The organism is Enterobacter sp. MGH 4 (genome assembly GCF_000534735.1).
GTDB classification, from domain to species: domain Bacteria; phylum Pseudomonadota; class Gammaproteobacteria; order Enterobacterales; family Enterobacteriaceae; genus Enterobacter; species Enterobacter intestinihominis.
Window position 1 is genome coordinate 2,417,007 of record NZ_KI973289.1, and the last position, 26,680, is coordinate 2,443,686.

A 26,680-nucleotide genomic window follows, 5' to 3' on the forward strand; every position below is an offset into this window, starting at 1 on the left:
GTCTTTTGCCGTTCTGGCAAGTTGGTCATTGTTTTATCAAGGAACCAGTAGTATGCGTAAAATCGCATTGTTCATTGCGATGCTTCTGATACCGTGCATGTCGTTTGCCGGGCTGCTTGGCAGTAATAGTTCAACGACGCCGGTCAGCAAAGAGTATAAACAGCAGTTGATGGGATCCCCTGTTTATATTCAAATCTTCAAGGAAGAGCGCACACTCGATCTGTTTGTCAAAATGGGCGAGACGTATCAACTGCTCGATAGCTACAAAATCTGTAACTATTCTGGCGGACTGGGGCCGAAACAGCGCCAGGGTGACTTCAAAAGTCCGGAAGGGTTTTACAACGTTCAGCGTAACCAGCTAAAACCGGACAGCCGCTTCTATAAAGCGATTAACATCGGTTTCCCCAATGCCTTCGACCGTGCGCACGGTTACGAAGGGAAATACCTGATGATCCACGGCGCCTGCGTGTCTGTCGGCTGTTATGCGATGACGGATTCCGGCATTGATGAAATCTTCCAGTTTGTCACGGGCGCACTGGTCTTCGGCCAGCCGAATGTTCAGGTCAGCATCTATCCGTTCCGTATGACGGATGCCAACATGGCGCGCCATAAGTACTCTGTTTACACAGATTTCTGGAAACAGCTAAAACCGGGTTATGACTACTTCGAGCAGACCCATAAGCCGCCGGTGGTGTCCATCGTCAATGGCCGTTACGTGGTGAGTAAACCGCTCAGCCATGAAGTGGTTCAGCCTCAGCTGGCGTCAAATTACGCGGTCCCCGAGACAAAATAGCGCCCACTCGCCTGGCATGATCTTTTGCCAGGTTTCATTGCCCGTCAGCGGCTGCGTTGCAATGACAGTGACCACATCGTTCGGTGTGGTCTCCTTCTGAAAATCAATTTCCACATCCTGATCGAGCAGCGTGGCGACGCCAAACGGCGCACGTCGGGTGATCCAGAACAGATTCGTCGAGCAGAATGCCATCACGTAGCGTCCGTCAGACAGCAGCATATTAAACACGCCCTTCTCGCGTAACTCAGACGCCAGTGACGCTATGTACTTAAATACTGCGGTCATGTTGCCGGGCGTACGGGGGTAGCGCTCGGTCAGCTTGTGCAGCAGCCAGCAAAATGCTTTTTCGCTGTCCGTTTCACCGACAGGACGAAAATTGCCGGTTTCCAGTGATTTATAGCCCGAGAGCTGCCCATTGTGCGCATAGGTCCAGTTACGTCCCCACAGTTCACGGGTAAACGGATGGGTATTTTCCAGGGCCACTTCGCCGCGATTGGCCTGGCGGATATGGGCGATCACCGAACAGGATTTAATAGGATAGTCCTGCACCAGTCTGGCAATGGGTGAGTTAAAGCTGGGCTGTGGATCTTTAAACGTGCGACATCCTTTGCCTTCGTAGAAGGTAATGCCCCAGCCGTCTTTATGCGGCCCGGTTCCTCCACCGCGCTGAACCAGCCCGGTGAAACTAAAGCAGATATCGGTTGGCACATTGGCGCTCATCCCGAGCAGTTCGCACATAGAACACCTCCACAACAGCGGGGGGCACCGGCGCCCCCCAGCGAAGTCTTACTTAACCATCTCTTTTTCGATCAGTTGGATCAGGATGTGGATCACTTTGATGTGAATTTCCTGAACGCGATCCGCATAACCGAAGTGTGGTACACGGATTTCAATGTCCGCTGTACCGTCCATCTTACCGCCATCTTTCCCGGTCAGGGTGATCACTTTCATGCCCTTCTCACGCGCGGCGGCGATCGCTTTGATCACGTTAGCGGAGTTACCGGACGTGGAGATCCCCAGCAGCACGTCGCCTTCACGGCCTACGGCTTCAACGTAGCGGGAAAAGATATGGTCGTAACCGAAGTCGTTGCCTACACAGGAGATGTGGCTCACGTCGGAAATCGCAATCGCCGGGTAGCCCGGACGGTTTTCGCGATAGCGTCCGGTCAGCTCTTCGGCGAAGTGCATGGCGTCACAGTGGGAACCGCCGTTACCGCAGGAGAGCACTTTACCGCCGGCTTTGAAACTGTCGGCAAGCAGGACCGCCGCGCGCTGAATAGCGTGAATATTGGCATCATCTTTCAGAAAATTCGCCAGCGTTTCCGCCGCTTCGTTCAGTTCGTTACGAATAAGATCCTGGTACATGAGGATAATCCTTCAGTATTGATGAAATAACACAGTGGAGTGTACCGGATAGCAGTAAAAGCGAGAAGCTAAAGCCATGCGAATCGTCCGGCGTTTTGATTTTTTGTGCCGGCTAAAACGCGAACAATGTGAACCAGGTTGTAATTATTTTGTAAACACATTGCTAAAGGAAATGACATCAACTACAACCATATCATCACAAGTGGTCAGACCTCCTACAAGCAAGGGAGCTTTTCTTTATGATGATTTTGAGCATTTTCGCAACCGTTGTGCTGCTCGGGGTGTTGTTCTATCACCGTGTCAGTTTATTCCTGAGTAGCCTGATTCTTCTGGCCTGGACGGCTGCACTTGGCGTCGCTGGCCTGTGGAATATCTGGGTACTTGTTCCCCTGGCAATCATTTTGCTGCCGTTTAACCTGACGCCGATGCGTAAGTCGATGATCTCTGCGCCGGTGTTCAAGGGATTCCGTAAAGTGATGCCGCCGATGTCGCGCACGGAGAAAGAGGCGATTGATGCGGGCACGACCTGGTGGGAAGGCGATCTGTTCCAGGGCAACCCGGACTGGAAAAAGCTGCACAACTACCCGCAGCCGCGTCTGACCGCCGAAGAACAAGCCTTTATTGACGGCCCGGTGGAAGAAGCCTGCCGCATGGCGAACGATTTTGCCATCACTCACGAAATGGCCGACCTGCCGCCTGAGCTGTGGGCATATCTGAAAGAGCATCGCTTCTTCGCGATGATCATTAAGAAAGAGTACGGCGGTCTGGAATTCTCCGCTTACGCTCAGGCTCGCGTCCTGCAAAAACTGGCGGGTGTTTCCGGGATCCTGGCGATCACCGTTGGCGTGCCAAACTCCTTAGGCCCGGGCGAGCTGTTACAGCATTACGGTACGGAAGAGCAGAAAGATCACTATCTGCCGCGTCTGGCGCATGGTCAGGAAATTCCGTGCTTCGCGCTGACCAGCCCGGAAGCCGGTTCTGATGCCGGTGCGATCCCGGATACTGGCGTGGTCTGCATGGGCGAATGGCAGGGCGAACAGGTGCTGGGCATGCGCCTGACCTGGAACAAACGTTATATCACCCTGGCGCCTATCGCCACCGTACTCGGTCTGGCGTTCAAACTTTCTGACCCGGAAAAACTGCTGGGCGGTGATGAAGATCTGGGCATTACCTGTGCGCTGATCCCAACCTCGACCCCGGGGATTGAAATTGGTCGTCGTCATTTCCCGCTGAACGTACCGTTCCAGAACGGCCCGACTCGCGGTCAGGATATCTTTGTGCCGATTGACTACATCATCGGTGGACCGAAAATGGCCGGTCAGGGCTGGCGTATGCTGGTGGAATGTCTGTCGGTGGGCCGCGGCATTACCCTGCCGTCGAACTCTACCGGCGGTCTGAAATCGGTGGCGATGGGGATTGGGGCTTACGCGCATATCCGCCGTCAGTTCAAAATCTCCATCGGCAAGATGGAAGGTATCGAAGAGCCGCTGGCGCGTATTGCGGGCAATGCCTACGTGATGGACGCCGCAGCCTCGCTGATTACCTACGGTATTATGCTGGGCGAGAAACCCGCCGTGCTGTCGGCAATTGTGAAGTACCACTGTACCCACCGTGCACAGCAGTCAATTATTGATGCAATGGATATCGCAGGCGGTAAAGGCATTATGCTTGGCGAAGGCAACTTCCTGGCGCGCGGCTATCAGGGCGCACCGATTGCCATCACCGTGGAAGGGGCAAACATCCTGACCCGCAGCATGATGATCTTCGGCCAGGGTGCGATTCGTTGCCATCCGTACGTGCTGGAAGAGATGGCCGCCGCGCAGAATAACGACGTGGATGCCTTCGACAAGCTGCTGTTCAAACATATCGGTCACGTTGGCAGCAATGAAGTTCGCAGCTTCTGGCTCGGCCTGACGCGGGGGCTGACCAGCGCGACGCCGACCCGCGATGCAACCAAACGTTACTACCAACACCTGAACCGTCTGAGCGCTAACCTGGCGCTGCTGTCTGACGTCTCCATGGCCGTTCTGGGCGGAAGTCTGAAGCGTCGCGAACGCATCTCCGCCCGTCTGGGTGATGTGCTGAGCCAGATCTTCCTGGCCTCTGCGGTGCTGAAACGCTACGACGATGAAGGCCGTCAGGAAGCGGATCTGCCGCTGGTGCACTGGGGCGTGCAGGATGCGATGTATCAGGCGGAACAGGCGATTGACGACCTGCTGGCAAACTTCCCGAACCGCTTCGTGGCGGGCGCCCTGCGCGCGGTGATCTTCCCGACCGGTCGTCACCATCTGGCACCGTCTGACAAGCTGGATCATAAAGTGGCGAAGATCCTCCAGGTACCAAGCGCAACCCGTTCCCGTATTGGCCGTGGTCAATACCTGGAACCTACCCCGCATAACCCGGTAGGTTTGCTGGAAGAAGCGCTGCTTGATGTGATGGCCGCCGACCCGATTCACCAGAAGATCTGCAAACAGCTGGGCAAAAACCTGCCGTTTACACGACTGGATGAGCTGGCAAAACAGGCGCTGGCGGGTGGCATCATCGACAACAGCGAAGCTGCGATTCTGGTGAAAGCCGAAGAGAGCCGTCTGCGCAGTATTAACGTGGATGATTTCGAACCAGAAGAGCTGGCGACTCAGCCGGTAAAGCTGCCAGAGAAGCACCGCAAACCTGAAGCGGCATAAGGTATTTTGCTCTCACAAACCCCGCCCCGCGCGGGGTTTTTTATTGCCACATTTTCTGGTAATGACGTGCTACAGTGTCAAAAAGTGTTTATTAAGGAGCCTGTATCGTGCCTGGTTTAAAGATTTCTGTTTTGCAGCAACCTTTAGTGTGGATGGACGGCCCCGCCAACCTTCGCCATTTTGATCGCCAGCTGGAAGAGATTACCGGACGCGATGTGATTGTCCTGCCGGAGATGTTCACCACAGGTTTCGCGATGGAGGCAGCAAAACAGTCCATGCCGCAGGACGAGGTGGTGGCCTGGATGCACGCCAGGGCGCAGGAAACAAACGCGCTGATTGCCGGCAGCGTCGCGCTCCAGACCGGGCGCGGACCGGTCAATCGCTTCCTGCTGGTCGAGCCGGAAGGAAACGTCCATTTCTACGATAAGCGCCATCTGTTCCGCATGGCGGATGAACATCAACATTATGAAGCCGGAAACGAACGCGTGGTATTTGAATGGCGCGGCTGGCGTATTCTGCCGCTGGTCTGCTATGACCTGCGCTTCCCGGTGTGGTCGCGCAACCGCAACGATTATGACCTGGCGTTGTACGTCGCCAACTGGCCCGCCCCACGCTCCCTGCACTGGCAGGCTTTATTGACCGCGCGCGCGATTGAAAATCAGGCTTATGTCGTTGGCTGTAACCGCGTAGGAACGGACGGCAACGGGCATCACTATCGCGGTGACAGCCGGGTGATCAGTCCGCAGGGTGAGATTATTGCCACCGCCGAGCCGCATCAGGCGACACGAATTGACGCTGAGATCTCGTTAACGGCGTTAAAGGAGTATCGGGAGAAGTTTCCGGCCTGGCAGGATGCAGATCCATTTAGCATTGGATAAGAAAAAGCCGGGTGGCGGCTGCGCCTTACCCGGCCTACAAATCAACTCACCAACGCCTGCCCGTCTTTGCGGCTCTCCGTCGCAGCCACGTAGTGCCCTTCCGGCATACGGTAAATCACCTGCGCGCCGCCAAAATTGTAATCCTGAAGCGGATCTTCCACCACGATCTGGTGTCCGCGCTCGCGCAGCGCCGCGATGGTATTGCGATCGAAGGTCGATTCAACAACCACTTCCCTGCCCTGCACCACGCGCCAGCGCGGGGCGTCAATCGCCGCTTGCGGGTTTTGCCCGTGCAGCATAATGCGAAGCGCCATCTGCATGTGCCCCTGCGCCTGCATCGGGCCGCCCATCACGCCGAAGGACATCAGCGGTTTGCCGTTACCGTCCATCGCAAAGCCCGGAATGATGGTGTGGAAAGGACGCTTGCTGCCCGCCAGCGCGTTCGGGTGTTTGGGATCGAGTACAAAGCCGCAGCCGCGGTTTTGCAGGCTGATCCCCGTATCCGGCACCACGATCCCTGAACCGAAGCCCATAAAATTAGACTGAATAAAGGAGATCATCATCCCGCTGGAATCCGCTGCGCTGAGGTAAACCGTCCCACTCTGCGTCGGCGATCCGTACACAAAATCAGAGGCTTTATCGTGGTTGATAAGCGCGGCGCGCGACTTCAGATAATGGTCGCTCAGCAGCGCTTTGGCGGCAAACTCCATATGCTCTTCATCCGCAACGTAGCGATCGAGATCCGCCAGCGCCAGCTTCATTGCCTCTATAGAGAGGTGCAGCCCCTGCACGGAATCCGGGTGATGTTTCTCGATGCCGCACTGCTCCAGAATGCCGAGCGCAATCAGGGTGGCGATCCCCTGACCGTTTGGCGGCAATTCCTGCACCGAACCGCCCGCGAAGTCGCGCGATAGCAGTTCCACCCAGTCCACACGGTGATTCGCCAGGTCTGCTTCGGTCAGGTGTGCACCATGTGCTTTGGCGAAGGCGGCAATTTTCTGCGCCAGTTCGCCACGGTAAAACGCGTCGCCGTTGGTTTTGGCGATCAGCTCCAGTGAGTTCGCCTGCGCCGGGTTACGGAAGATCTCCCCCACGCGCGGCGCGCGGCCTTCCGGCGCAAAGCAGGCACTAAACCCGGGCTGATCTTTCAGCTTGTTGTAGCCGCGCTGCCAGAGATGGCCGATCAGCGGCGAGACCGGGAAACCGTTACGCGCGTAATCAATGGCTGGCTGCGCGAGCGTGGTCAGCGGCAGCGTGCCAAAACGTTCAGCCAGCGCCACCCAGCCCGACACCGCACCCGGCACGGTCACCGCGTCCCAGCCGATTTCCGGTACGGCGGTTTTTCCGGCAAACAGATCCGCATGCCAGCTGGCTGGCGAACGACCGGACGCATTCAGACCGTGAAGTTTTTCACCGTCCCAGACAATGGCAAAAGCATCGCTGCCGATGCCGTTGCCGGTCGGCTCGACAACGGTCAGCGCCATGGCGGTTGCAATCGCCGCATCAACGGCATTTCCGCCCAGCTGTAGCATCTTCATTCCCGCCTGTGCCGCCAGCGGCTGCGAGGTGGCAACGGCGTTATGGCCCATCATCGGCGGGCGTCGTGAATCGTAACCGGTTGTAAAATCGAGCGCTTTGGTCATCATGACTCCTTAGTCGTGGCGCGGATCGAGCGCATCGCGCAGCCCGTCGCCGAGTAAATTAAAGCCCTGAACGGCAAGGAAAATCGCCACGCCGGGGAAAACCGACATCCACGGCGCCTGTTCGAGAAACCCTTTTGCGGTGTTGAGCATGGAGCCCCAGGATGGGTTCGGCGGCTGTTGGCCTAACCCTAAAAACGAAAGGCTGGCTTCGGCGATAATCGCCGAGGCAATGGCCAGCGTGGCCTGCACCAGGATAGGTGACATCACGTTGGGCAGAACGTATTTAATGATGATCCAGCGGTCCGGCAGGCCAATCGCCCGCGCGCCGTCGATGTACTCTTCGTTGCGAATGGCGATCACCTGGCCGCGCGTCAGGCGGGCGAAGATCGGCATTGCCGAGAGTCCAATAGCGATCATGGCATTCGTCAGGCTTGGGCCTAAGAATGCCCCCAGCGCGATCGCCATGATCAGGAATGGACAGGCCAGCAGTGCCTCAATAAAGCGGGAGATCACCCCGTCCCACATCTTCTGGAAATAACCCGCCACCAGCCCCAGCGGCACGCCGATGACAACCGCGATCGCCACCGACATACAGCCCGCCATCAGCGAGGTTCTCGCCCCCCAGATAATGCGGGACAAGATATCGCGCCCCAGCTCGTCGGTGCCGAACCAGTACATCGCCGATGGCGCTTTGCGCACCGCGAGGAAGTTAGCTTTGACCGGGTTAAATGGCGCGATCCACGGCGCCAGCAGCGCCACCAGCACAAAAAAGCCCACCACAATCGCGCCAATCACCGCACTTTTATTGGCGAGGAATTTTTTCAGCACCCGGTTTTGCGCGCGCGGCAGCGCGGGCGCCACGGTTTGCGTCGTCAGTTCCGCCATGATTAACCTCGCATTTTCGGGTTGATAAGGACGTAGAGCACGTCAGCCAGCAGGTTGAGCATCAGGAAACCGATCGCCACGATCAGCACTACGCCCTGCACCACCGCGTAGTCGCGGTTGAACACCGAGTCGACGATCATTTTGCCGAAGCCCGGAATGGTGAACACCTGCTCGGTCAGCACCGCCCCGCCCAGCAGCTCGCCGAACAGCAACGTGGTGAGGGTGATCACCGGCACCAGCGCATTGCGAAAGGCGTGCTTCAGGATCACCGCTTTCGGCAGCAGCCCCTTAGCGCGCGCGGTGCGGATGTAATCCGCTTTCAGCACCGCAATCATCGACGCGCGGGTATGGCGCATCAGCGTCGCCGCCAGGCCGGTTCCGAGCACGGACGCGGGCAGCAGCAATGTCCGCAGGTTCTGGATCGGATCTTCACTGAACGGCACATAACCGGACGCAGGCAACCATTGCAGGTTTACTGAAAAGACCAGAATCAGCAGGATCCCCAGCCAGAAGTGCGGTATTGAGATCCCCGAGATCGCCACAAAGTTCGCCCCGTGATCGACCCAGCTGTTTTTGTTCACCGCCGCGAGGATCCCCATGCTGATACCAAACACCAGCGCGATAATCATCGCCAGCAGCGACAGTTCCAGCGTGACCGGCAGCTTGCTGGCAATCAGTTGCGTGACCGGCTCATGAGTGCGTAAGGAGACACCCAGATCGCCTTGCAGCGCCCGCGTCAGCCAGTTGAAATACTGCACGGGGATCGGCGCGTCCAGATTCAGCTCAGCACGCAGCTGGGCGATCACCGCCGGATTGCGTTCCTCCCCGGCCATGGCAATCAGCGGATCGCCAGGCAGCAGCTTTTGCAGGCCGAACACCATAATGCTCACCAGCAGCAGAGTGGGTATAGCCAGCAGCAGACGTTTGCAAATCAGTTCCAGCATGGGTTCTCCTCAGGAGGTTTATTTCGCCAGCGTTAAGCCAGCCAGACGCACAATGCCGTCCGGGTACGCTTTAAAGCCCTGCACGCGCTTGTTCAGGCCAAAAATGCGCGGTTCGAAGTAAAGGTATGCAATCGGCATATCGGTCTGAAGCTGCTTCACAACCTTGTCATACAGCGGCTGGCGGGCGGCCTGATCGGTGCTCTGACGCGCCTGCGTTAGCCATTCATCCACCTGAGCATTGCTGTAGTGGCCGTCGTTGAGGGTGCCTTTGCTGTTGATAAAGCCGTAGATGCTGCCATCTGGATCCGGGCGACCCGACCAGCCGGAGAAGCTCAACTGGTAGTCACCGCTCTGCTGGCGATCCAGCAGCGTGGCGAACTCGGTCATTTGCAGGTTCAGGTTAAAGCCCGCCTCTGCCACCATCGCCTGCAATACCTGGCCCACCTGCTGCGAGGTTGGGTTGTTCGGCACCAGTAGATTGACGGTCAGCGGCGCGGTGACGCCTGCGGCTTTCAGCAGCGCTTTGGCTTTGTCGACGTCACGCGGGGGAACCGGAAGATTGACGTGATACGGGCTTACCGGCGAAAACGCCTGGTTTGCCGGAGTGTAAAGCCCTTCGAACACTACCTGGTTTAAAGCATCGCGATCGATGGCCTGGGAAAATGCTTCACGCACGCGGGCATCTTTGAAGGGATCGTTCGCCGGGACTTTGCCATTGTTAATATTGAAGGTGATGCCCTGGTATCCGAGGCCCGTCACCTTCGCCAGCGCCAGCTTGCTGTCGGCTTCGACGGTTTTGACGTCGCTGGCGGCAATGCCTTCGGTCAGGTCGAGATCGCCCGCGCGCAGGTTCGCCAGGCGCACGGAGGCATCCGGGATCGGCAGATAGATAATTTTATCGAAGTGGTAGGCGTCTTTGTTCCAGTAGTTGTCGAAGCGGGTCAGCACAATGCGGTCCTGCGACACGCGGCTGTCGAATTTATAGGGGCCGGAACAGACCGGATGGGCGGCAAAATCGGCTTTTTTCGCGGCTTCCGGCGCCATCATTGCGCCTGCGCGATCGGTGAGCTGCATCAGAAGTGCGGCATCCGGCGTTTTCAGGTGCAGGGCTATCTGCATCGGGCCGGTGACCTCCACCGACTCAACGGAAGAGAGTTCACTTTTACGCAGAGAGCCTTTTAGCGTCAGGGCCCGGTCGAGGTTGTATTTCGCGGCGGCGGCATCGAATTTTTCACCGTCGTGGAAGGCCACGCCTTCACGGAGATCCAGGGTCAGCGTTTTGCCGTCATCGCTCCACGCCCAGGATTTCGCCAGTCCCGGCACCACCTTGAGGTGCTCGTCCACGTCCACCAGCCGGTCACACAGGGAGGCAAAGACGAAGCGGCCATAATAGGTACGCGCCAGATGCGGGTCCAGCATGTCCGGATCTGCACCCAGGCCGATTCGCAGCACGCTTTCAGAATGGGCGGGCAGCGCCGCACCAAGCAACATAACACTTCCCAGTACGGTCAAAAGAGAATTACGCATTGTCATTATCATGAGTTCCTTGAAGGAAGGGAGGAGTGAGTAGCCGCGTGTTCAAACAGCGCGCGGCGGCGCAAAAATGCGGCGGATGGCGGTGCGATCTGGATAACGCTGCGATCGCGGTTAATCTCCTGCCAGCGGTGGCAGGCGACCTGACGCCCGCCGTCGATGAACTGATTAATCGGCTCGACCTGGCGGCATTCATCGGTAACGTAGGGGCAACGGGTGTGGAAACGGCAGCCGGAGGGCGGATTAGCCGGGTTCGGTAAATCCCCCTGCAACAGCGGCGCATCCCGCGCTACGCCTGGCTGCATTTGCGGTGCTGAGGCGATTAACGCCTGAGTATAAGGATGCAGCGGCGCGTCGAAGATATCGTCGACGGTGGCCAGCTCGACGATTTGCCCAAGATACATCACCGCCACGCGGTCGCTCATATGACGGATAACCGCCAGACCGTGGGCGACGATCACCATCGTTAGCCCCAACTGGTGCTTCAGGCTTTCCAGTAAATTGACCACCTGTGCCTGGACGGAAACATCCAGTGCGGAAACCGGTTCATCGCCCAGCAGCAGCTTTGGACCTGACGCCAGCGCGCGCGCAATGCCGATACGCTGACGCTGCCCGCCGGAAAATTCGTGCGGATAACGTCCGGCCCAGGCCGCGGGCAAGCCGACCGTCCTGAGCAGCTCGGCGACCTGGTACTGGCGATCCGCTTTTTTCATGTTCTGGTGCAGCCACAGCGGCTCACCGACAATCTGTTCTACCGTCATGCGCGGGTTCAGCGAGGCGAAGGGATCCTGAAAGATGATCTGTAGCTCACGCCGGAGCTGGTTCAGACGTGCGCCTGAGGCGTGGGTGATCTCCTCACCCTGATAAAATACGCGCCCTTCGCTGGCGCCCAGCAGGCGCAGCAGCAGACGGCCGAGGGTGGATTTCCCGGAACCTGATTCGCCGACAATAGCCAGCGTTTCGCCTGGCAGCACCGACAGTGAAACGCGGTCAACAGCCGTGACAAAGCGGGCCGGCGTAAACAGTTTTTTCGGGCCGGGGAAAAGCTTGCTCAGATCCCGGGCTTCAAGAATGGGCGTGGTCATGCAATTTCTCCCAGGGCAATGTGTTGTTCCAGCGGCACGCGGAAGCAGGCAACCTGATGACCCGTGCCGAGCATAGTGAGCGGTGGTTTTTCAGCATGACAGCGCGTCTGCGCGAAGGGACACCGGGTGGCGAAGCGGCAGCCCTGAGGCATAGATTCCGGCAGCGGGACCGATCCGGGAATGGTGGAAAGCTGGCCCTTGCGTACGCCAAGGGAGGGGATCGAGCCCATCAGGCCAATTGTGTACGGGTGCTGCGGGTCGGCAAATATCGCCTCGACGCTTCCCTGCTCTACTACCTGGCCGGCATACATCACCGCCACCTGCTGCGCCACTTCGGCCACCACGCCTAAATCGTGGGTGATCATCAGCACCGCCGTGCCCGTTTCTTCTTTTAAGGTATTGAGCAGAGCGAGAATTTGCGCCTGAATGGTCACGTCCAGAGCGGTAGTGGGTTCGTCAGCGATCAGTAATTTGGGATGGTTTATCAGCGCCATCGCAATCATCACGCGCTGGCGCATCCCCCCGGAAAGCTGATGCGGGTAAGCCTTAAGGCGCATCTCTGCGGCCGGGATCTGCACCTTCTCCAGGATCTGTAGCGCAACCGTCATCGCCTCAGCCCGGGAGATCGTTTGATGGCGCATCACCGCTTCACTGAGCTGATCGCCAAGCGTGAAAACCGGGTTGAGCGAGGTCATGGGCTCTTGGAATATCATCGCCAGCTCGCTGCCGCGCAGATTGGCATACTCGCGCGGCGAGAGCTTGCGCAGATCGTGGCGGCGGAAGTGCATCTCCCCGCTGACGATCCGGGCGCTGGCAGGCAATAACCCCATCAGCGCCAGGGAAGTGATGCTTTTACCACAGCCGGACTCGCCCACCAGCGCCAGCGTTTCGCCCGCCCTTACCATCAGCGAGATATCTTCGAGCACACTCACCGGCGAGCCCGCGAATTTAACGTTGAGGTTTTGCAGCCGCAGTACGGGAGTGGAATCCTTAAAGGGTATCGTCGTCATAGCGTGGAATCGTCCTCAAGGTGGATAGCCTGAATCAGGGCGGTTTGCAGGCTGAGCAGGTGTTCGCGCATGGCGGCCGCAGCTTCATTAGGCTGGCGATGAATAATCGCTGACATGATTTTGTGATGGTGGTCGTTGTAGTTGTCGACACGTTCGGGGGTGCGGGCAAGCTCGCGTAAATACTGCCAGCCGGGCTCCCGGCGGACGGCATCTATCGCATCGAAAAGCCCTAGCATCAGGCGGTTGCCGGCTGCTTCCGCAATGGCGCGGTGAAAGGCGCTATCCCACAGTTCGTTAAGATCGCGGTCATCCGGGCTGACCTTGTCAATGCGTTCCAGCATGCGCTGCATGAGCGCGAGGTTTTCCCTGGTGGCACGCAGTGCCGCAAGTCGGGCTAAGCCGGGTTCGAGCTGTAGTCGAGCTTCCATGACTTCCAGCAGGTTGGTTTGCTGAACCAATCCCTGAAGCGCCAACGGCTCAACAGGGGCAGCCGGACCAATGAAGGTACCTTTGCCCTGCTTGCGCCAGATCCGCCCTTCTTCTTCCAGCACGTCCAGCGCGCGACGCACTTCGCGTCGTCCTACGCCGAGTGTTTCCGATAGCTCACGTTCAGTGGGCAGCGGAGTGCCTGGTGTTGACTCGTGCTGGTTGATAAGCCCGCGCAACTGGTCAAGCGCGGTGCTGGAATTTGCTAAAACCCGTGAAGGTTTTTCCATATTGGTTCGCTCGCTTTCATCATGACTTTATTTTCATTAACGATAAGTTATTGATATGACGAACTACTTATCGTGCTAATGATTAAGCAATAAGCGAACCAATAACGCATTGGTTCATGAGTTTTCTAAAGAATGACAGGTAACTAAATGATTTCTTATGAATTATTTTTACATAATTATTACATATCAACATGAGGGCAGAAGGTGAGATGGAGACATAATGCACAATAACAGTGCGAATTACGCACCAATAATGTGCATTTGTTAATAAATTGCACTTTGTTTATTAAATTTTTGTTAATGAAAATAGAATGAGAATAGGTGAGTTTTTAGGGGGTATAAAACGACGAAAGCCTGAATCATTTCTGATTCAGGCTTTCTGAATAGTGGCGGAACGGACGGGACTCGAACCCGCGACCCCCTGCGTGACAGGCAGGTATTCTAACCGACTGAACTACCGCTCCACTGTTCCCGTTTGGGGAACGAGGCGAATATTACGGTTTGCCTCGTAACTCGTCAACGCTTTTTCTCAGGTTTTGAATCGTTTGCTGCAAAAATCACCCAAACGGTGATTTAACAAACGTTTCCGCCTTTTTTCACCCACGCCACAGACAGCTTCCGCCCTTCTTCTGAACTAAATCGAGGCGAGATTCGTGGTTCATCAGCTCTTCATCACTGGCTAAAACAACCCGCAGGCGATTCGCCTGACGCACGACCCGCTGAATACCGCCTTCGTCCCGCGTCTGCTGGGATTCATTTTCCATACTGAATTTTATCGACGTTTGCCCGCCGGTCATGGTCAGGTAAACATCGGCCAGGATCTGGGCATCGAGCAATGCGCCGTGCAGGGTTCGCTTGGTGTTGTCTATCTCATAGCGAGAGCACAGGGCATCAAGGCTGTTACGCTTGCCGGGGAACATCTTCCTTGCCAGCGCCAGGCTATCCGTGACTTTACAGAACGTATTGGTCTTTGGAATATCGCGGTTGAGCTTGCTGAACTCATAGTCCATAAAGCCGATATCGAACGACGCGTTATGAATGACAAGTTCTGCACCTCTGATGTAGTCGAGAAATTCATCCGCGACATCGGCGAAGGTGGGCTTATCCAGCAAAAACTCATCGGCAATCCCGTGAACGCCGAACGCTTCCGGATCCACCAGCCGATCGGGTTTGAGGTAAACGTGGAAGTTGTTGCCCGTAAGACGACGGTTCACCACTTCAACGGCACCAATCTCAATGATTTTGTGCCCTTCGTAGTGGGCGCCAATCTGGTTCATACCGGTGGTTTCGGTATCAAGAACAATCTGGCGAGTAATTGCAGTGCTCATAGCGGTCATTTATGTCAGACTTATCGTTTTACTGAACGTTTCAAATACAGGAAGTCTACCAGAGATGCGTAAACAGGTAGAAATTTTCACCGATGGATCTTGTCTCGGTAACCCAGGGCCCGGCGGCTATGGCGCCATTATGCGCTATCGCCAGCATGAAAAAACATTTAGTGAAGGCTATTTCCTGACCACCAACAACCGCATGGAGTTGATGGCGGCCATCGTGGCGCTGGAAGCCTTAAAAGAACATTGTGACGTGGTGCTGAGTACCGACAGCCAGTATGTTCGCCAGGGCATTACCCAATGGATCCACAACTGGAAAAAGCGCGGCTGGAAAACGGCAGAGAAAAAACCCGTCAAGAATGTCGATCTCTGGAAGCGTCTTGATGCCGCCCTCGGTCAGCACGAAATCAAATGGGAGTGGGTAAAGGGGCACGCCGGTCACCCTGAAAACGAACGCTGTGACGAGCTGGCTCGCGCGGCGGCATCAAACCCAACCCATGAGGATGCAGGTTATCAACCTGAATCCTGATCACGGTTTTTTGTACTGCCGCGTGGCACCCACGGTCTGGCGGATCCGCGTTTTTGATTTGCTTTGCTTCATTGGGTTGAGCGTAAGTGGGATCGTCCTCTTACGCGCGACAATAAATTGCATGCAGCCCAGCGCGGGTAAATGGGTACTTAATAAGACCCCGCCTTTACGCGTCCAGGGGATGACCTGAAAACCCCCGTAGCTCAGCACTTCGAAATTTAACAGTGAAAGCCAGTCCAGCTGGCGCATCATAGTAAACATCCGGCTGTTATACGGCGGCGTGCGGCGCAGCACGGGCGTTAGCTTGCGCAGCCCCATCAGACTCAGCGGATTAAAACCGCTCAGGATCAGCCAGCCGTCGTCAATCAACACGCGGTCGGCTTCCCGCAGCAGACGATGGGGATCGCTACACCAGGGCAGCGCATGGGCGAGCAGACAGGCATCAATGGATTTTTCCGCAAAAGGCAAATGCAGCGGATCAGCCTTCACCTGAACCGGGGAGCCATTAAGCGATACGCTAACCTGATGCGAGATAGCGCAGCTTTCGGTATTGATTTCTGCGCTCAGATTGCCAATCTTAAGCAGGTGAAAACCATACATTTTCGCGAGCCAGGGTTTAAGCTGAAGTTCTAAGGCCTCGCGATAATATTCACCCCAGGGCAACTCTGCCCAACGTTCCGGTGGTGCGACAGTCTGAGGTATCCTTGCCGGTTTCATCAAAACACCCGCCACGCTATAAGAGGTAATGCATGAATCTTATCAGTATTTCCGCCTTTCAGGACAATTACATCTGGGTTTTAGTCGATGACGATCGCAGATGCATCATTGTTGATCCCGGCGAATCCGTACCGATCCTGCACGCGATAGAAGAAAACGACTGGCAGCCTGAAGCGATCCTCCTTACCCATCACCATCACGATCATGTCGGCGGTGTTCCCGATCTCCTTGCGCGCTATCCCCATATTCCCGTCTACGGACCAGCAGAGACACAGGATAAGGGTACGACGCAAGTTATCGAAGAAGGCGAAAGTATCTTCATCCTCGGGTGCGAGTTTTCCGTATTTGCTACGCCAGGTCACACTTCCGGTCATCTCTGTTTCTACAGCAAACCTTATCTTTTTTGTGGCGACACGCTGTTTTCCGGCGGCTGTGGAAGGCTGTTTGAAGGCACGCCAGAACAGATGTATCAATCTTTACAAAAAATTAATGCGCTGCCAGCCGACACCGTAATTTGTTGCGCACATGAGTATACATTAGTGAATATGAAGTTTGCTGCAAGCGTACTACCAGAGGATCGGGCGATTCAGGATTATTACCAGAAAGTGAAGGAGTTACGTGCAAAAAACCAAAAAACACTCCCCGTAATTCTGAAAAATGAGCGACAAATAAATTTATTTTTAAGAACGAATGACGTTGATTTAATTAATAAAATTAATCAAGAAACAAATTTGTTACAACCTGAAGCGCGATTTGCATGGTTAAGGTCAAAGAAAGATAACTTCAGATAATTGCGGGTTGCCTTTTCAAAATTTCGCCGTTATCATCGCTCGTCTTTTAAGCAACTATTGACACACACATGAAGGCAAAAGCGATATTACTCGCCTCTGTCCTGCTTGTAGGTTGCCAGTCACAAAACGGCAGCAACGTACAACAGCACGCACAGAGCCTTTCTGCGGCTGGTCAAGGGGAAGCAGGGAAGTTTACGAGTCAGGCGCGATGGTTGGACGATGGGACATCCTTCGCGCAGGAACAAGACTTGTGGGCCTCTATTGGCGACGAGCTAAAGATGGGAATTCCGGAAAACAGCCGGATTCGCGAACAGAAACAGAAGTATTTGAGAAATAAGAGCTATCTCCACGATGTAACATTACGGGCAGAGCCGTATATGTACTGGATAGCAGGGCAAGTTAAGAAACGTAACATGCCTATGGAACTGGTACTACTACCCATAGTGGAGAGCGCTTTTGACCCGCACGCGACGTCTGGCGCCAATGCAGCAGGCATCTGGCAGATCATTCCGAGCACAGGGCGAAATTATGGTTTAAAGCAGACCCGCAACTACGATGCGCGTCGTGATGTTGTCGCTTCAACGACAGCCGCTCTCGACATGATGCAACGTCTGAACAAGATGTTTGACGGCGACTGGTTATTGACTGTCGCGGCGTATAACAGTGGTGAAGGTCGTGTACTGAAGGCAATGAAAGCGAATAAAGCGCGTGGAAAATCCACAGACTTCTGGTCGCTCTCACTGCCACAGGAAACAAAGATTTACGTACCGAAAATGCTGGCATTGAGTGACATTCTCAAGAACAGCAAACGTTACGGTGTACAACTGCCAACACCAGACGAAAGTCGTGCACTGGCGCGTGTCCGCCTCAGCAGCCCTGTTGATATTCAACAGGTTGCCGATATGACGGGTATGTCGGTAAGTAAGCTTAAAACCTTTAATGCAGGTGTTAAAGGCTCCACGCTGGGTGCAAGCGGCCCGCGCTATGTGATGGTTCCGCAGAAACACGCGGAGCAGTTACGTGAGTCTTTAGCTTCGGGTGAAATTGCAGCCGTTCAGTCTACGCTGATTGCTGATACGTCGCCTGTAAGCAGCCGCAGCTATAAGGTGCGTTCAGGTGATACGCTTTCAGGTATTGCATCACGTCTTGGCGTGAATACGAAAGATCTCCAGCAGTGGAATAATCTGCGCGGATCCGGTCTGAAAGTGGGTCAAACGCTGACCGTAGGTGCAGGTAGCAGCGCACAGCGTCTCGCTAAAAACAGCGATAGCATTACCTATCGCGTACGTAAAGGCGACTCGCTGTCCAGTATTGCTAAGCGTCACGGCGTAAACATCAAAGATGTGATGCGCTGGAACAACGATACTGACAACCTGCAACCTGGCGACCAGCTGACGTTGTTTGTGAAAAACAGCGCTACGCCAGATTCCTGATAGTACGATCGCTTATTAAAAAGGCACCGATTCCCCTCGGTGCCTTTTTTGTTTATCCCGCTTTTTGCGCTTCAGCCATAATGGTGTCGCTGGTAAACGAACCATCGTCATGCAATTCAAAGTACGCCTTGACGTCAGCAGAGGCACTCTCCTGATACAATCGGATCGCCTGAGTTAATGCCTCCGGTGTGCGCATCCGTGCAATCCATGACGTGAACTCCAGCGACAAACGGTCGGTTATCAATGAGCGTGAAATCAAGCCAGCTTCGGTGATAAACGTAAGCCACTCTCCACTGGAGTAGTTTTGCACGTGCGAGGTATCACGCAGCGCTTCAACCGTCTGGAGCCAGATATTCCGTACCGGATGCCCGGGAGACATCACGTCCATGATGATGAATATTCCGCCCGGTTTGAGTACGCGTTTCACTTCCCGTAATGCCTGCCCCACATCATGCCAGTGGTGTGCAGAGTAACGGCTAATCACAGCCTCAAAGGATGCATCCTCAAAGGGTAAAGATTCAGCGTAGCCCTGGCGCGTCGTGACGTTATTCAGCCCTTTCGCTTTCGCCGCTTCAGCAACCACATCCAGCATCTGGCTCGATAAGTCATACGCCGTCACCTGAGCAACCTGCTGTGCGGCGGTAAAACTGGCGTGCCCCGCTCCGCAGCCTAAGTCCAGCACGTGCGCGTCAGGAAACGCGGCGAGCCGTTCGCCGAGACGTACCAGATCGCGGCCAGAGGCATGTACGGCACTGCTCAGGTAGGCACTTGCCTGAGAACCAAACTGTTTTTCGACGTTGTCATGATGGGAGTGTGTTGTTGTCATGTTGCTGTCCTTTTATGGGTTAAAAAATAAAGGGCAGCACCCGCACAGGCCTGCCCCACGGCAGACCTGACGCACCATTATTTATCAGGTTTGCCGGGACTGAATTCGACTAGTAGAGGATTATGATCGGAGGCGCGCGTCACCAGAACGGAGGCGTCGTGCACGCTTAAACCCCGATAGAAGACAAAATCGAGAGGACGACCAAACGCTTTCTTGCGCTGGTCATCGTTAAAACGAACTTCACGCAGCGACATTTCACGCGCGAAGCGGTACAACGCGTTCATACGCGGACGGCTCCAGGCATTGAAGTCCCCGGCCATAATGATCGGCCCACTGTGATGAGCAATCTGATCGCCGATGGGAAGTAACTGCTTACTGTACACATCAACACCCAGGCTGAAGTTCACCGCATGAATGTTTACCACCATCAGCAGACGGGTGTCGGGCAACGGATAGACCGTGACCAGCGCTGATTTTGCCAGACGCAGGATCGGCTCACGTTCACGCAGCGGGCAGCAATAGACCGGATGTGCGGCTGAAAGGGTCATCACCCCGGAAGGATGCTGTGGCAGAACAAAGGCAGGCACCTGATCGGCTGCAAGATAGTTCGTCGTTGCAAACCTGACCAGTTCAGGCGTGGTTTGCGCCTCCTGTAACAGAACCAGATGCGCATCTTTACCAAAATTTTGAAGTACGGATAACCACTCCGCACGCTGTTGCTTAAAGATGTTCCACACCAGTACGCGAATTTTTTCGTCACTGCTTAATGGAGTGCCCGCTGGTAATGCCTGGCTAAGGCTCGCAAACGACCCCGGAGGCAAGATCCTCTCCGCAGGCATTCCGGCAACATAACGCATGGCATAGGTATTTTTTCGCACTTTTGGAAACGGCCTCTGTAACATGAACCAGCCCGGAAAACGGACTGGTTCTAATGTTATAGGGATTTTAGGTCACACTTTCAACGCAATTACTGAGAAACCGCTTTCCAGTTTTGTAAGCAAGCACTTACTGATACTTATCCAAGTGCGACGCGAGCGGGTTTATCAAGCCGTCCACTGAGACCAATAAGGAGGAAAGCGATAAGCACAATTACCGCACCAATCCATGGCGTTTGGGTTAATCCAACATGTTCAACCACCTGCCCACCGATAACCGAACCGAGTGCGATACCGATATTAAATGCGGCGATATTCAGCCCAGATGCGACATCCACCGCATTAGGCGTATAACGTTCGGCTTTCTGCACAACATATACCTGCAATCCCGGCACATTACCAAAAGCGAATATCCCCATAACCAACACCGTTACCAGCGCGGCGTATTGCATCGATGCGGTGAACTGGAAAATCATCAGCAGGGCAACCAGGGCGGCGAAGATGAATTTCAGCGCCGGTACCGCACCATGCTTATCCGCAAGCTTGCCGCCCCAGATATTGCCGATTGCGACGGAGATACCGTAGCCCAGTAAAATCCAGCTCACCGCGCCCGGAGAAAAACCAGCCAGTTCCTGCATCATCGGTGCAAGGAAGGTGAACGCAGTGAACACACCTCCATAACCCAGGGCCGTAACGGCATAGATCAGCAGCAGGCGCGGGTGTGTCAGAACTTTAACCTGATCGCTCAGGCTGGCGCTCGCGCGTCCCGGAATACTGGAGGGCACCAGCAGCAGGCTGGCTACCAGAGCAATCACGCCCAACAGCGATACCGCTAGGAAGGTTTCACGCCAGCCAAAATGTTGTCCGATAAACGTTCCTAACGGCACGCCGGTGACCAGCGCGACGGTTAAGCCACCAAACATAATCGCAATGGCTGACGCCGCTTTCTCTTTTGGCACCAGGCTGGTTGCAATCGTGGAACCGATGGAGAAGAAGACACCGTGCGCGAGGCCTGTCAGCAGGCGGGCAATGACCAGCGTGGAGTAATCCGGTGACTGCCACGCCAGAATATTGCCAGCGGTGAAGAGCACCATCAGGGCAACTAACAGTTGTTTACGTGGAAAGCGTCCAGTCAGTGCGGTCAGCACAGGCGCCCCAACAGCGACGCCTAACGCGTAAATAGATACCAGCAGCCCGGCAGAAGGCAGCGAGATAGCTAGTTGTTCAGCAATGGTAGGAACAAGTCCTACAATAACAAATTCGGTCGTGCCAATTGCGAAGGCACTGATCGTCAGGGCAAGAAGCGCCAGTGGCATAAAATACTCCGTCTCTTCAGGATTAAGATGACAGGCAGTATGCGCCAGTGTTTAAATAACAAAAATGGTTAGAATCTCAATAGAATTTTGCAGGTGATGCAATAATGAAAGCCACATCGGAAGAACTGACTGTCTTCGTTGCCGTTGTTGAAAGCGGCAGCTTCAGCCGTGCTGCCGAACAGCTCGGGCAGGCGAACTCCGCCATCAGCCGCTCGGTGAAAAAGCTGGAGATGAAGCTCGGGGTGAGTCTGCTCAACAGAACAACGCGGCAGCTCAGCCTGACGGAAGAAGGTGAACGTTATTTTCGACGCGTGCAGTCCGTTTTGCAGGAGATGGCGGCAGCAGAAACGGAAATCATGGAATCACGCAGCACGCCGCGTGGGCTGCTGCGCATAGATGCGGCGACGCCGGTCGTGCTGCATTTCCTGATGCCGTTGATTAAACCCTTTCGCGAACGCTACCCGGAGATGACCCTGTCTCTGGTCTCTTCTGAGACGTTTATTAACCTGATTGAGCGTAAAGTTGATGTGGCGATCCGCGCGGGAACCCTGACGGATTCAAGTTTACGCGCTCGCCCTCTGTTCACCAGCTACCGCAAAATTATCGCGTCACCGCAATATATTGCAGAGCATGGCAAACCTGAGACCGTTGAGGAGCTGAAGCAGCACCTGTGCCTGGGCTTTACGGAACCTGTCTCGCTGAACACCTGGCCCGTGGCCTGTCATGACGGACAACTTCATGAGATCACCTGCGGACTTTCGTCTAATAGCGGGGAAACGCTGAAACAGCTATGTCTTGAAGGAAACGGGATCGCCTGTTTATCAGACTATATGATTGATAAGGAAATAGCCGCGGGCCAGCTAGTTGAGCTAATGGCTGACAAACGCTTACCTGTAGAGATGCCTTTTAGCGCGGTGTATTACAGTGACAGAGCGGTAAGTACGCGCATACGCGCATTTATCGACTTCCTTAGTGAGCATATAAAAACAGCTCCCGGAGGAGCTGTATGAGGGTTTAAAGGCACAGAGGGAGGGTTTTTACTAATCCCAGTTAGGTGCTAACCCTTCGGGACTGACCAGACGATCGTTGCATTCCAGTGCAGCGAACGCTTTTTTATCTTCATCATCGAGCTGGAGATCCCATGCTAACAGGTTACTTGCCAGGTTTTCACGTTTGGTTGAAGACGGGATCACGGCATATCCTTCACCTATCGCCCATGCCAGGATCACCTGTGCAGCTGTTGCATTGTGTTTTTCAGCGATGCGTGCAATCACTTCATCTTTCAGGGCCTTACCATATGCCAGCGTCATGTACGAGGTGATGTGAATGCCATGCTGTTTCGCCCAGTCCACAACTTTGCGGTTTTGCAGGTAAGGAGAGAGTTCAATCTGGTTAGTAGCAATATTCTCTTTACCCACTGCGGCAATGGCTTTTTCCATCAATGGGATAGTGAAATTCGAGATACCAATTTCACGCGTCAAGCCCTGCTCTTTTGCTTCCAGCAGCGCCTGCATGAACTCTTCTACGGAGACGGCATCGCCAGGTGATGGCCAGTGGATCAGCGTCAGATCAACATAGTCAGTACGCAGCTTTTTCAGACTTTCCTTCAGGCTTGGGATCAGTTTGTCTTTGCTGAGGTTCTCAATCCAGATTTTGGTGGTGATGAAAAGCTCATGGCGCGGTACGCCGCTCTCCTCGATAGCCTGACCTACGGCAGCTTCGTTGTCATAAATCTGCGCCGTATCAATAGCGCGATAGCCCAACTCGAGTGCGGTTTTAACAGATGCGATAACAACGTCGTCCTTCAGGCGAAAAGTGCCCAGACCCAGTGCAGGGATAGTCATATCATTCCTCAATCGTTATGTTCGTAAACTGAGGAGGATTATCGCTGTGGTTGTTATGTCGAAAAAGATCGTAAAACGCAGAGGATTTTTGCTAATTTCGCAATAGTTAAACGACAGAAAAGAAAAAAGCCCTGAGCGTTAGCTCAGGGCTTTTAATAAGTGGCGGAACGGACGGGACTCGAACCCGCGACCCCCTGCGTGACAGGCAGGTATTCTAACCGACTGAACTACCGCTCCACCGAATACTTCTGTAACCACCGGATTAATGCACCGGCTTACTACTTAATTTGATGCCTGGCAGTTCCCTACTCTCACATGGGGAGACCCCACACTACCATCGGCGCTACGGCGTTTCACTTCTGAGTTCGGCATGGGGTCAGGTGGGACCACCGCGCTAAAGCCGCCAGGCAAATTCTGTTAATCTGTATCAGGCTGAAAATCGTGTCTGTCTCTCTTCGCCGAAACAGCTTCGGCGTTGTAAGGTTAAGCCTCACGGTTCATTAGTATCGGTTAGCTCAACGCATCGCTGCGCTTACACACCCGACCTATCAACGTCGTAGTCTTCAACGTTCCTTCAGGAGACTCAAGGTCTCAGGGAGAACTCATCTCGGGGCAAGTTTCGTGCTTAGATGCTTTCAGCACTTATCTCTTCCGCATTTAGCTACCGGGCAGTGCCATTGGCATGACAACCCGAACACCAGTGATGCGTCCACTCCGGTCCTCTCGTACTAGGAGCAGCCCCCCTCAATTCTCCAGCGCCCACGGCAGATAGGGACCGAACTGTCTCACGACGTTCTAAACCCAGCTCGCGTACCACTTTAAATGGCGAACAGCCATACCCTTGGGACCTACTTCAGCCCCAGGATGTGATGAGCCGACATCGAGGTGCCAAACACCGCCGTCGATATGAACTCTTGGGCGGTATCAGCCTGTTATCCCCGGAGTACCTTTTATCCGTTGAGCGATGGCCCTTCCATTCAGAACCACCGGATCACTATGACCTGCTTTCGCACCTGCTCGCGCCGTCACGCTCGCAGTCAAGCTGGCTTATGCCATTGCACTAACCTCCTGATGTCCGACCAGGATTAGCCAACCTTCGTGCTCCTCCGTTACTCTTTGGGAGGAGACCGCCCCAGTCAAACTACCCACCAGACACTGTCCGCAACCCGGATCACGGGTCTACGTTAGAACACCAGCCATTAAAGGGTGGTATTTCAAGGTTGGCTCCACGCAGACTGGCGTCCACGCTTCAAAGCCTCCCACCTATCCTACACATCAAGGACCAGTGTTCAGTGTCAAGCTATAGTAAAGGTTCACGGGGTCTTTCCGTCTTGCCGCGGGTACACTGCATCTTCACAGCGAGTTCAATTTCACTGAGTCTCGGGTGGAGACAGCCTGGCCATCATTACGCCATTCGTGCAGGTCGGAACTTACCCGACAAGGAATTTCGCTACCTTAGGACCGTTATAGTTACGGCCGCCGTTTACCGGGGCTTCGATCAAGAGCTTCGCGTTGCCGCTAACCCCATCAATTAACCTTCCGGCACCGGGCAGGCGTCACACCGTATACGTCCACTTTCGTGTTTGCACAGTGCTGTGTTTTTAATAAACAGTTGCAGCCAGCTGGTATCTTCGACTGATTTCAGCTCCGTCCGCAGGGACTTCACCTACATATCAGCGTGCCTTCTCCCGAAGTTACGGCACCATTTTGCCTAGTTCCTTCACCCGAGTTCTCTCAAGCGCCTTGGTATTCTCTACCTGACCACCTGTGTCGGTTTGGGGTACGATTTCGTGTTACCTGATGCTTAGAGGCTTTTCCTGGAAGCAGGGCATTTATCACTTCAGCACCGTAGTGCCTCGTCATCACACCTCAGCGTTAATAAGGTACCGGATTTACCTGGAACCTCCGCCTACATGCTTAAACCGGGACAACCGTCGCCCGGCTGACATAGCCTTCTCCGTCCCCCCTTCGCAGTAACACCAAGTACAGGAATATTAACCTGTTTCCCATCGACTACGCCTTTCGGCCTCGCCTTAGGGGTCGACTCACCCTGCCCCGATTAACGTTGGACAGGAACCCTTGGTCTTCCGGCGAGCGGGCTTTTCACCCGCTTTATCGTTACTTATGTCAGCATTCGCACTTCTGATACCTCCAGCATGCCTCACAGCACACCTTCAACGGCTTACAGAACGCTCCCCTACCCAACAACACATAGTGTCGCTGCCGCAGCTTCGGTGCATGGTTTAGCCCCGTTACATCTTCCGCGCAGGCCGACTCGACCAGTGAGCTATTACGCTTTCTTTAAATGATGGCTGCTTCTAAGCCAACATCCTGGCTGTCTGTGCCTTCCCACATCGTTTCCCACTTAACCATGACTTTGGGACCTTAGCTGGCGGTCTGGGTTGTTTCCCTCTTCACGACGGACGTTAGCACCCGCCGTGTGTCTCCCGTGATAACATTCTTCGGTATTCGTAGTTTGCATCGGGTTGGTAAGCCGGGATGGCCCCCTAGCCGAAACAGTGCTCTACCCCCGAAGATGAGTTCACGAGGCGCTACCTAAATAGCTTTCGGGGAGAACCAGCTATCTCCCGGTTTGATTGGCCTTTCACCCCCAGCCACAGGTCATCCGCTAATTTTTCAACATTAGTCGGTTCGGTCCTCCAGTTAGTGTTACCCAACCTTCAACCTGCCCATGGCTAGATCACCGGGTTTCGGGTCTATACCCTGCAACTTAACGCCCAGTTAAGACTCGGTTTCCCTTCGGCTCCCCTATACGGTTAACCTTGCTACAGAATATAAGTCGCTGACCCATTATACAAAAGGTACGCAGTCACCCCATAAAGAGGCTCCCACTGCTTGTACGTACACGGTTTCAGGTTCTTTTTCACTCCCCTCGCCGGGGTTCTTTTCGCCTTTCCCTCACGGTACTGGTTCACTATCGGTCAGTCAGGAGTATTTAGCCTTGGAGGATGGTCCCCCCATATTCAGACAGGATACCACGTGTCCCGCCCTACTCTTCGAGTTCACAACCTGTGCATTTTCGTGTACGGGACTATCACCCTGTACCGTCGGACTTTCCAGACCGTTCCACTAACACACAAGCTGATTCAGACTCCGGGCTGCTCCCCGTTCGCTCGCCGCTACTGGGGGAATCTCGGTTGATTTCTTTTCCTCGGGGTACTTAGATGTTTCAGTTCCCCCGGTTCGCCTCGTTAACCTATGTATTCAGTTAACGATAGTGCAACGGATTGCACTGGGTTTCCCCATTCGGACATCGCCGGGTCAAAGGTTCATATCACCTCGCCGGCGCTTTTCGCAGATTAGCACGTCCTTCATCGCCTCTGACTGCCAGGGCATCCACCGTGTACGCTTAGTCGCTTAACCTCACAACCCGAAGATGTTTCACTTCATGATTGCGAAAATTTGAGAGACTCGAACACACATGAGCTGTGTGTCGTTTCAATTTTCAGCTTGATCCAGAT

At 54.7% G+C, this 26,680-nt stretch carries 22 protein-coding genes, 2 tRNA genes and 2 rRNA genes; 7 read left to right on the plus strand and 19 right to left on the minus strand.

Annotated elements, in window-relative coordinates:
- The first annotated feature begins 52 nt into the window (after window positions 1-52).
- On the plus strand, window positions 53-793 hold the full coding sequence (dpaA, locus tag L350_RS11000) for a peptidoglycan meso-diaminopimelic acid protein amidase (protein WP_006810008.1): 741 nt from the start codon (window positions 53-55) through the stop codon (window positions 791-793).
- Here the strand turns inward: dpaA and L350_RS10995 are convergent.
- Together L350_RS10995 and lpcA are read right to left on the minus strand one after the other, a co-directional pair.
- The gene (locus tag L350_RS10995) at window positions 764-1,531 is read right to left on the minus strand and encodes a class II glutamine amidotransferase (protein ID WP_017383120.1); all 768 of its coding nucleotides are present in this window, start codon (window positions 1,529-1,531) and stop codon (window positions 764-766) included. The two genes, dpaA and L350_RS10995, sit on opposite strands and share 30 nt — an antisense overlap.
- A gap of 48 nt (window positions 1,532-1,579) precedes the next feature.
- The gene (lpcA, locus tag L350_RS10990; protein WP_003863232.1) at window positions 1,580-2,158 is read right to left on the minus strand and encodes a D-sedoheptulose 7-phosphate isomerase; all 579 of its coding nucleotides are present in this window, start codon (window positions 2,156-2,158) and stop codon (window positions 1,580-1,582) included.
- A gap of 239 nt (window positions 2,159-2,397) precedes the next feature.
- Here lpcA and fadE point away from each other — a divergent pair, with 239 nt between their 5' ends.
- Together fadE and L350_RS10980 are read left to right on the plus strand one after the other, a co-directional pair.
- Window positions 2,398-4,842 (plus strand): acyl-CoA dehydrogenase FadE, encoded by a 2,445-nt coding sequence (gene fadE / locus L350_RS10985; RefSeq protein ID WP_032624797.1) that lies wholly within the window; start codon window positions 2,398-2,400, stop codon window positions 4,840-4,842.
- A 107-nt stretch (window positions 4,843-4,949) separates the two neighbouring features.
- Complete coding sequence (locus L350_RS10980; protein WP_023305484.1) at window positions 4,950-5,720, plus strand: amidohydrolase; 771 nt, start codon at window positions 4,950-4,952, stop codon at window positions 5,718-5,720.
- A 41-nt stretch (window positions 5,721-5,761) separates the two neighbouring features.
- Here the strand turns inward: L350_RS10980 and L350_RS10975 are convergent, their stop codons facing one another.
- From L350_RS10975 to dnaQ, 9 genes are all read right to left on the minus strand, one after another.
- On the minus strand, window positions 5,762-7,363 hold the full coding sequence (locus tag L350_RS10975) for a gamma-glutamyltransferase family protein (protein WP_032624798.1): 1,602 nt from the start codon (window positions 7,361-7,363) through the stop codon (window positions 5,762-5,764).
- Window positions 7,364-7,372: 9 nt separating this feature from the next.
- Window positions 7,373-8,248: an ABC transporter permease gene (locus tag L350_RS10970; RefSeq protein WP_032624799.1), complete on the minus strand. Its 876-nt coding sequence runs from the start codon at window positions 8,246-8,248 to the stop codon at window positions 7,373-7,375.
- A 2-nt stretch (window positions 8,249-8,250) separates the two neighbouring features.
- Window positions 8,251-9,192: an ABC transporter permease gene (locus tag L350_RS10965; RefSeq protein ID WP_032624801.1), complete on the minus strand. Its 942-nt coding sequence runs from the start codon at window positions 9,190-9,192 to the stop codon at window positions 8,251-8,253.
- Between the two features lie 18 nt (window positions 9,193-9,210).
- On the minus strand, window positions 9,211-10,725 hold the full coding sequence (locus L350_RS10960) for an ABC transporter substrate-binding protein (RefSeq protein ID WP_186004936.1): 1,515 nt from the start codon (window positions 10,723-10,725) through the stop codon (window positions 9,211-9,213).
- A gap of 2 nt (window positions 10,726-10,727) precedes the next feature.
- Window positions 10,728-11,810 carry an ABC transporter ATP-binding protein gene (locus tag L350_RS10955; RefSeq protein ID WP_032624802.1) on the minus strand — a complete coding sequence of 361 codons (1,083 nt, stop codon included), beginning with the start codon at window positions 11,808-11,810 and terminating at the stop codon, window positions 10,728-10,730.
- Complete coding sequence (locus tag L350_RS10950; protein ID WP_032624803.1) at window positions 11,807-12,820, minus strand: ABC transporter ATP-binding protein; 1,014 nt, start codon at window positions 12,818-12,820, stop codon at window positions 11,807-11,809. The genes L350_RS10955 and L350_RS10950 overlap by 4 nt, the downstream gene beginning before the upstream one ends.
- Window positions 12,817-13,536 carry a FadR/GntR family transcriptional regulator gene (locus L350_RS10945; RefSeq protein WP_022647132.1) on the minus strand — a complete coding sequence of 240 codons (720 nt, stop codon included), beginning with the start codon at window positions 13,534-13,536 and terminating at the stop codon, window positions 12,817-12,819. Before L350_RS10945 ends, L350_RS10950 begins: the two co-directional genes overlap by 4 nt.
- 387 nt (window positions 13,537-13,923) lie before the next feature.
- Window positions 13,924-14,000 (minus strand) — tRNA-Asp (locus L350_RS10940).
- A 132-nt stretch (window positions 14,001-14,132) separates the two neighbouring features.
- On the minus strand, window positions 14,133-14,864 hold the full coding sequence (dnaQ, locus tag L350_RS10935; protein WP_072201000.1) for a DNA polymerase III subunit epsilon: 732 nt from the start codon (window positions 14,862-14,864) through the stop codon (window positions 14,133-14,135).
- On the opposite strand from dnaQ, the gene rnhA reads away from it, so the two are divergent.
- Entirely contained in the window at window positions 14,818-15,396 is a 579-nt protein-coding gene (rnhA, locus tag L350_RS10930; protein WP_160840538.1) for a ribonuclease HI, read from the plus strand. The genes dnaQ and rnhA overlap by 47 nt on opposite strands.
- Here the strand turns inward: rnhA and L350_RS10925 are convergent, their stop codons facing one another.
- On the minus strand, window positions 15,397-16,113 hold the full coding sequence (locus L350_RS10925; RefSeq protein WP_032624804.1) for a class I SAM-dependent methyltransferase: 717 nt from the start codon (window positions 16,111-16,113) through the stop codon (window positions 15,397-15,399).
- Window positions 16,114-16,145: 32 nt separating this feature from the next.
- Between L350_RS10925 and gloB the strand changes: the two genes are divergently transcribed.
- Window positions 16,146-16,904 (plus strand): hydroxyacylglutathione hydrolase, encoded by a 759-nt coding sequence (gene gloB, locus L350_RS10920; protein ID WP_032624806.1) that lies wholly within the window; start codon window positions 16,146-16,148, stop codon window positions 16,902-16,904.
- A gap of 68 nt (window positions 16,905-16,972) precedes the next feature.
- The gene (gene mltD / locus L350_RS10915) at window positions 16,973-18,337 is read left to right on the plus strand and encodes a murein transglycosylase D (protein ID WP_022647128.1); all 1,365 of its coding nucleotides are present in this window, start codon (window positions 16,973-16,975) and stop codon (window positions 18,335-18,337) included.
- A gap of 52 nt (window positions 18,338-18,389) precedes the next feature.
- Here the strand turns inward: mltD and L350_RS10910 are convergent, their stop codons facing one another.
- The 3 genes from L350_RS10910 to L350_RS10900 all read right to left on the minus strand — a co-directional run bounded on the left by L350_RS10910 (window position 18,390) and on the right by L350_RS10900 (window position 21,354).
- Window positions 18,390-19,163: a class I SAM-dependent methyltransferase gene (locus L350_RS10910; protein ID WP_023299379.1), complete on the minus strand. Its 774-nt coding sequence runs from the start codon at window positions 19,161-19,163 to the stop codon at window positions 18,390-18,392.
- 77 nt (window positions 19,164-19,240) lie between these two features.
- On the minus strand, window positions 19,241-20,041 hold the full coding sequence (locus tag L350_RS10905) for an endonuclease/exonuclease/phosphatase family protein (protein ID WP_032621812.1): 801 nt from the start codon (window positions 20,039-20,041) through the stop codon (window positions 19,241-19,243).
- 137 nt (window positions 20,042-20,178) lie between these two features.
- Window positions 20,179-21,354, minus strand: coding sequence for an MFS transporter (locus tag L350_RS10900; RefSeq protein WP_022647125.1), 1,176 nt, complete (start codon window positions 21,352-21,354; stop codon window positions 20,179-20,181).
- A 104-nt stretch (window positions 21,355-21,458) separates the two neighbouring features.
- On the opposite strand from L350_RS10900, the gene yafC reads away from it, so the two are divergent.
- Window positions 21,459-22,364: a DNA-binding transcriptional regulator YafC gene (yafC, locus tag L350_RS10895; RefSeq protein ID WP_022647124.1), complete on the plus strand. Its 906-nt coding sequence runs from the start codon at window positions 21,459-21,461 to the stop codon at window positions 22,362-22,364.
- Between the two features lie 30 nt (window positions 22,365-22,394).
- Here yafC and dkgB read toward each other — a convergent pair whose 3' ends face one another.
- From dkgB to L350_RS10875, 4 genes are all read right to left on the minus strand, one after another.
- The gene (gene dkgB, locus L350_RS10890; RefSeq protein ID WP_032624808.1) at window positions 22,395-23,198 is read right to left on the minus strand and encodes a 2,5-didehydrogluconate reductase DkgB; all 804 of its coding nucleotides are present in this window, start codon (window positions 23,196-23,198) and stop codon (window positions 22,395-22,397) included.
- Between the two features lie 160 nt (window positions 23,199-23,358).
- Window positions 23,359-23,435: transfer RNA gene (locus L350_RS10885), tRNA-Asp, on the minus strand.
- A 55-nt stretch (window positions 23,436-23,490) separates the two neighbouring features.
- Window positions 23,491-23,606, minus strand: a 5S ribosomal RNA gene (gene rrf, locus L350_RS10880).
- A 71-nt stretch (window positions 23,607-23,677) separates the two neighbouring features.
- Window positions 23,678-26,582, minus strand: a 23S ribosomal RNA gene (locus L350_RS10875).
- Window positions 26,583-26,680 lie beyond the last annotated feature (98 nt).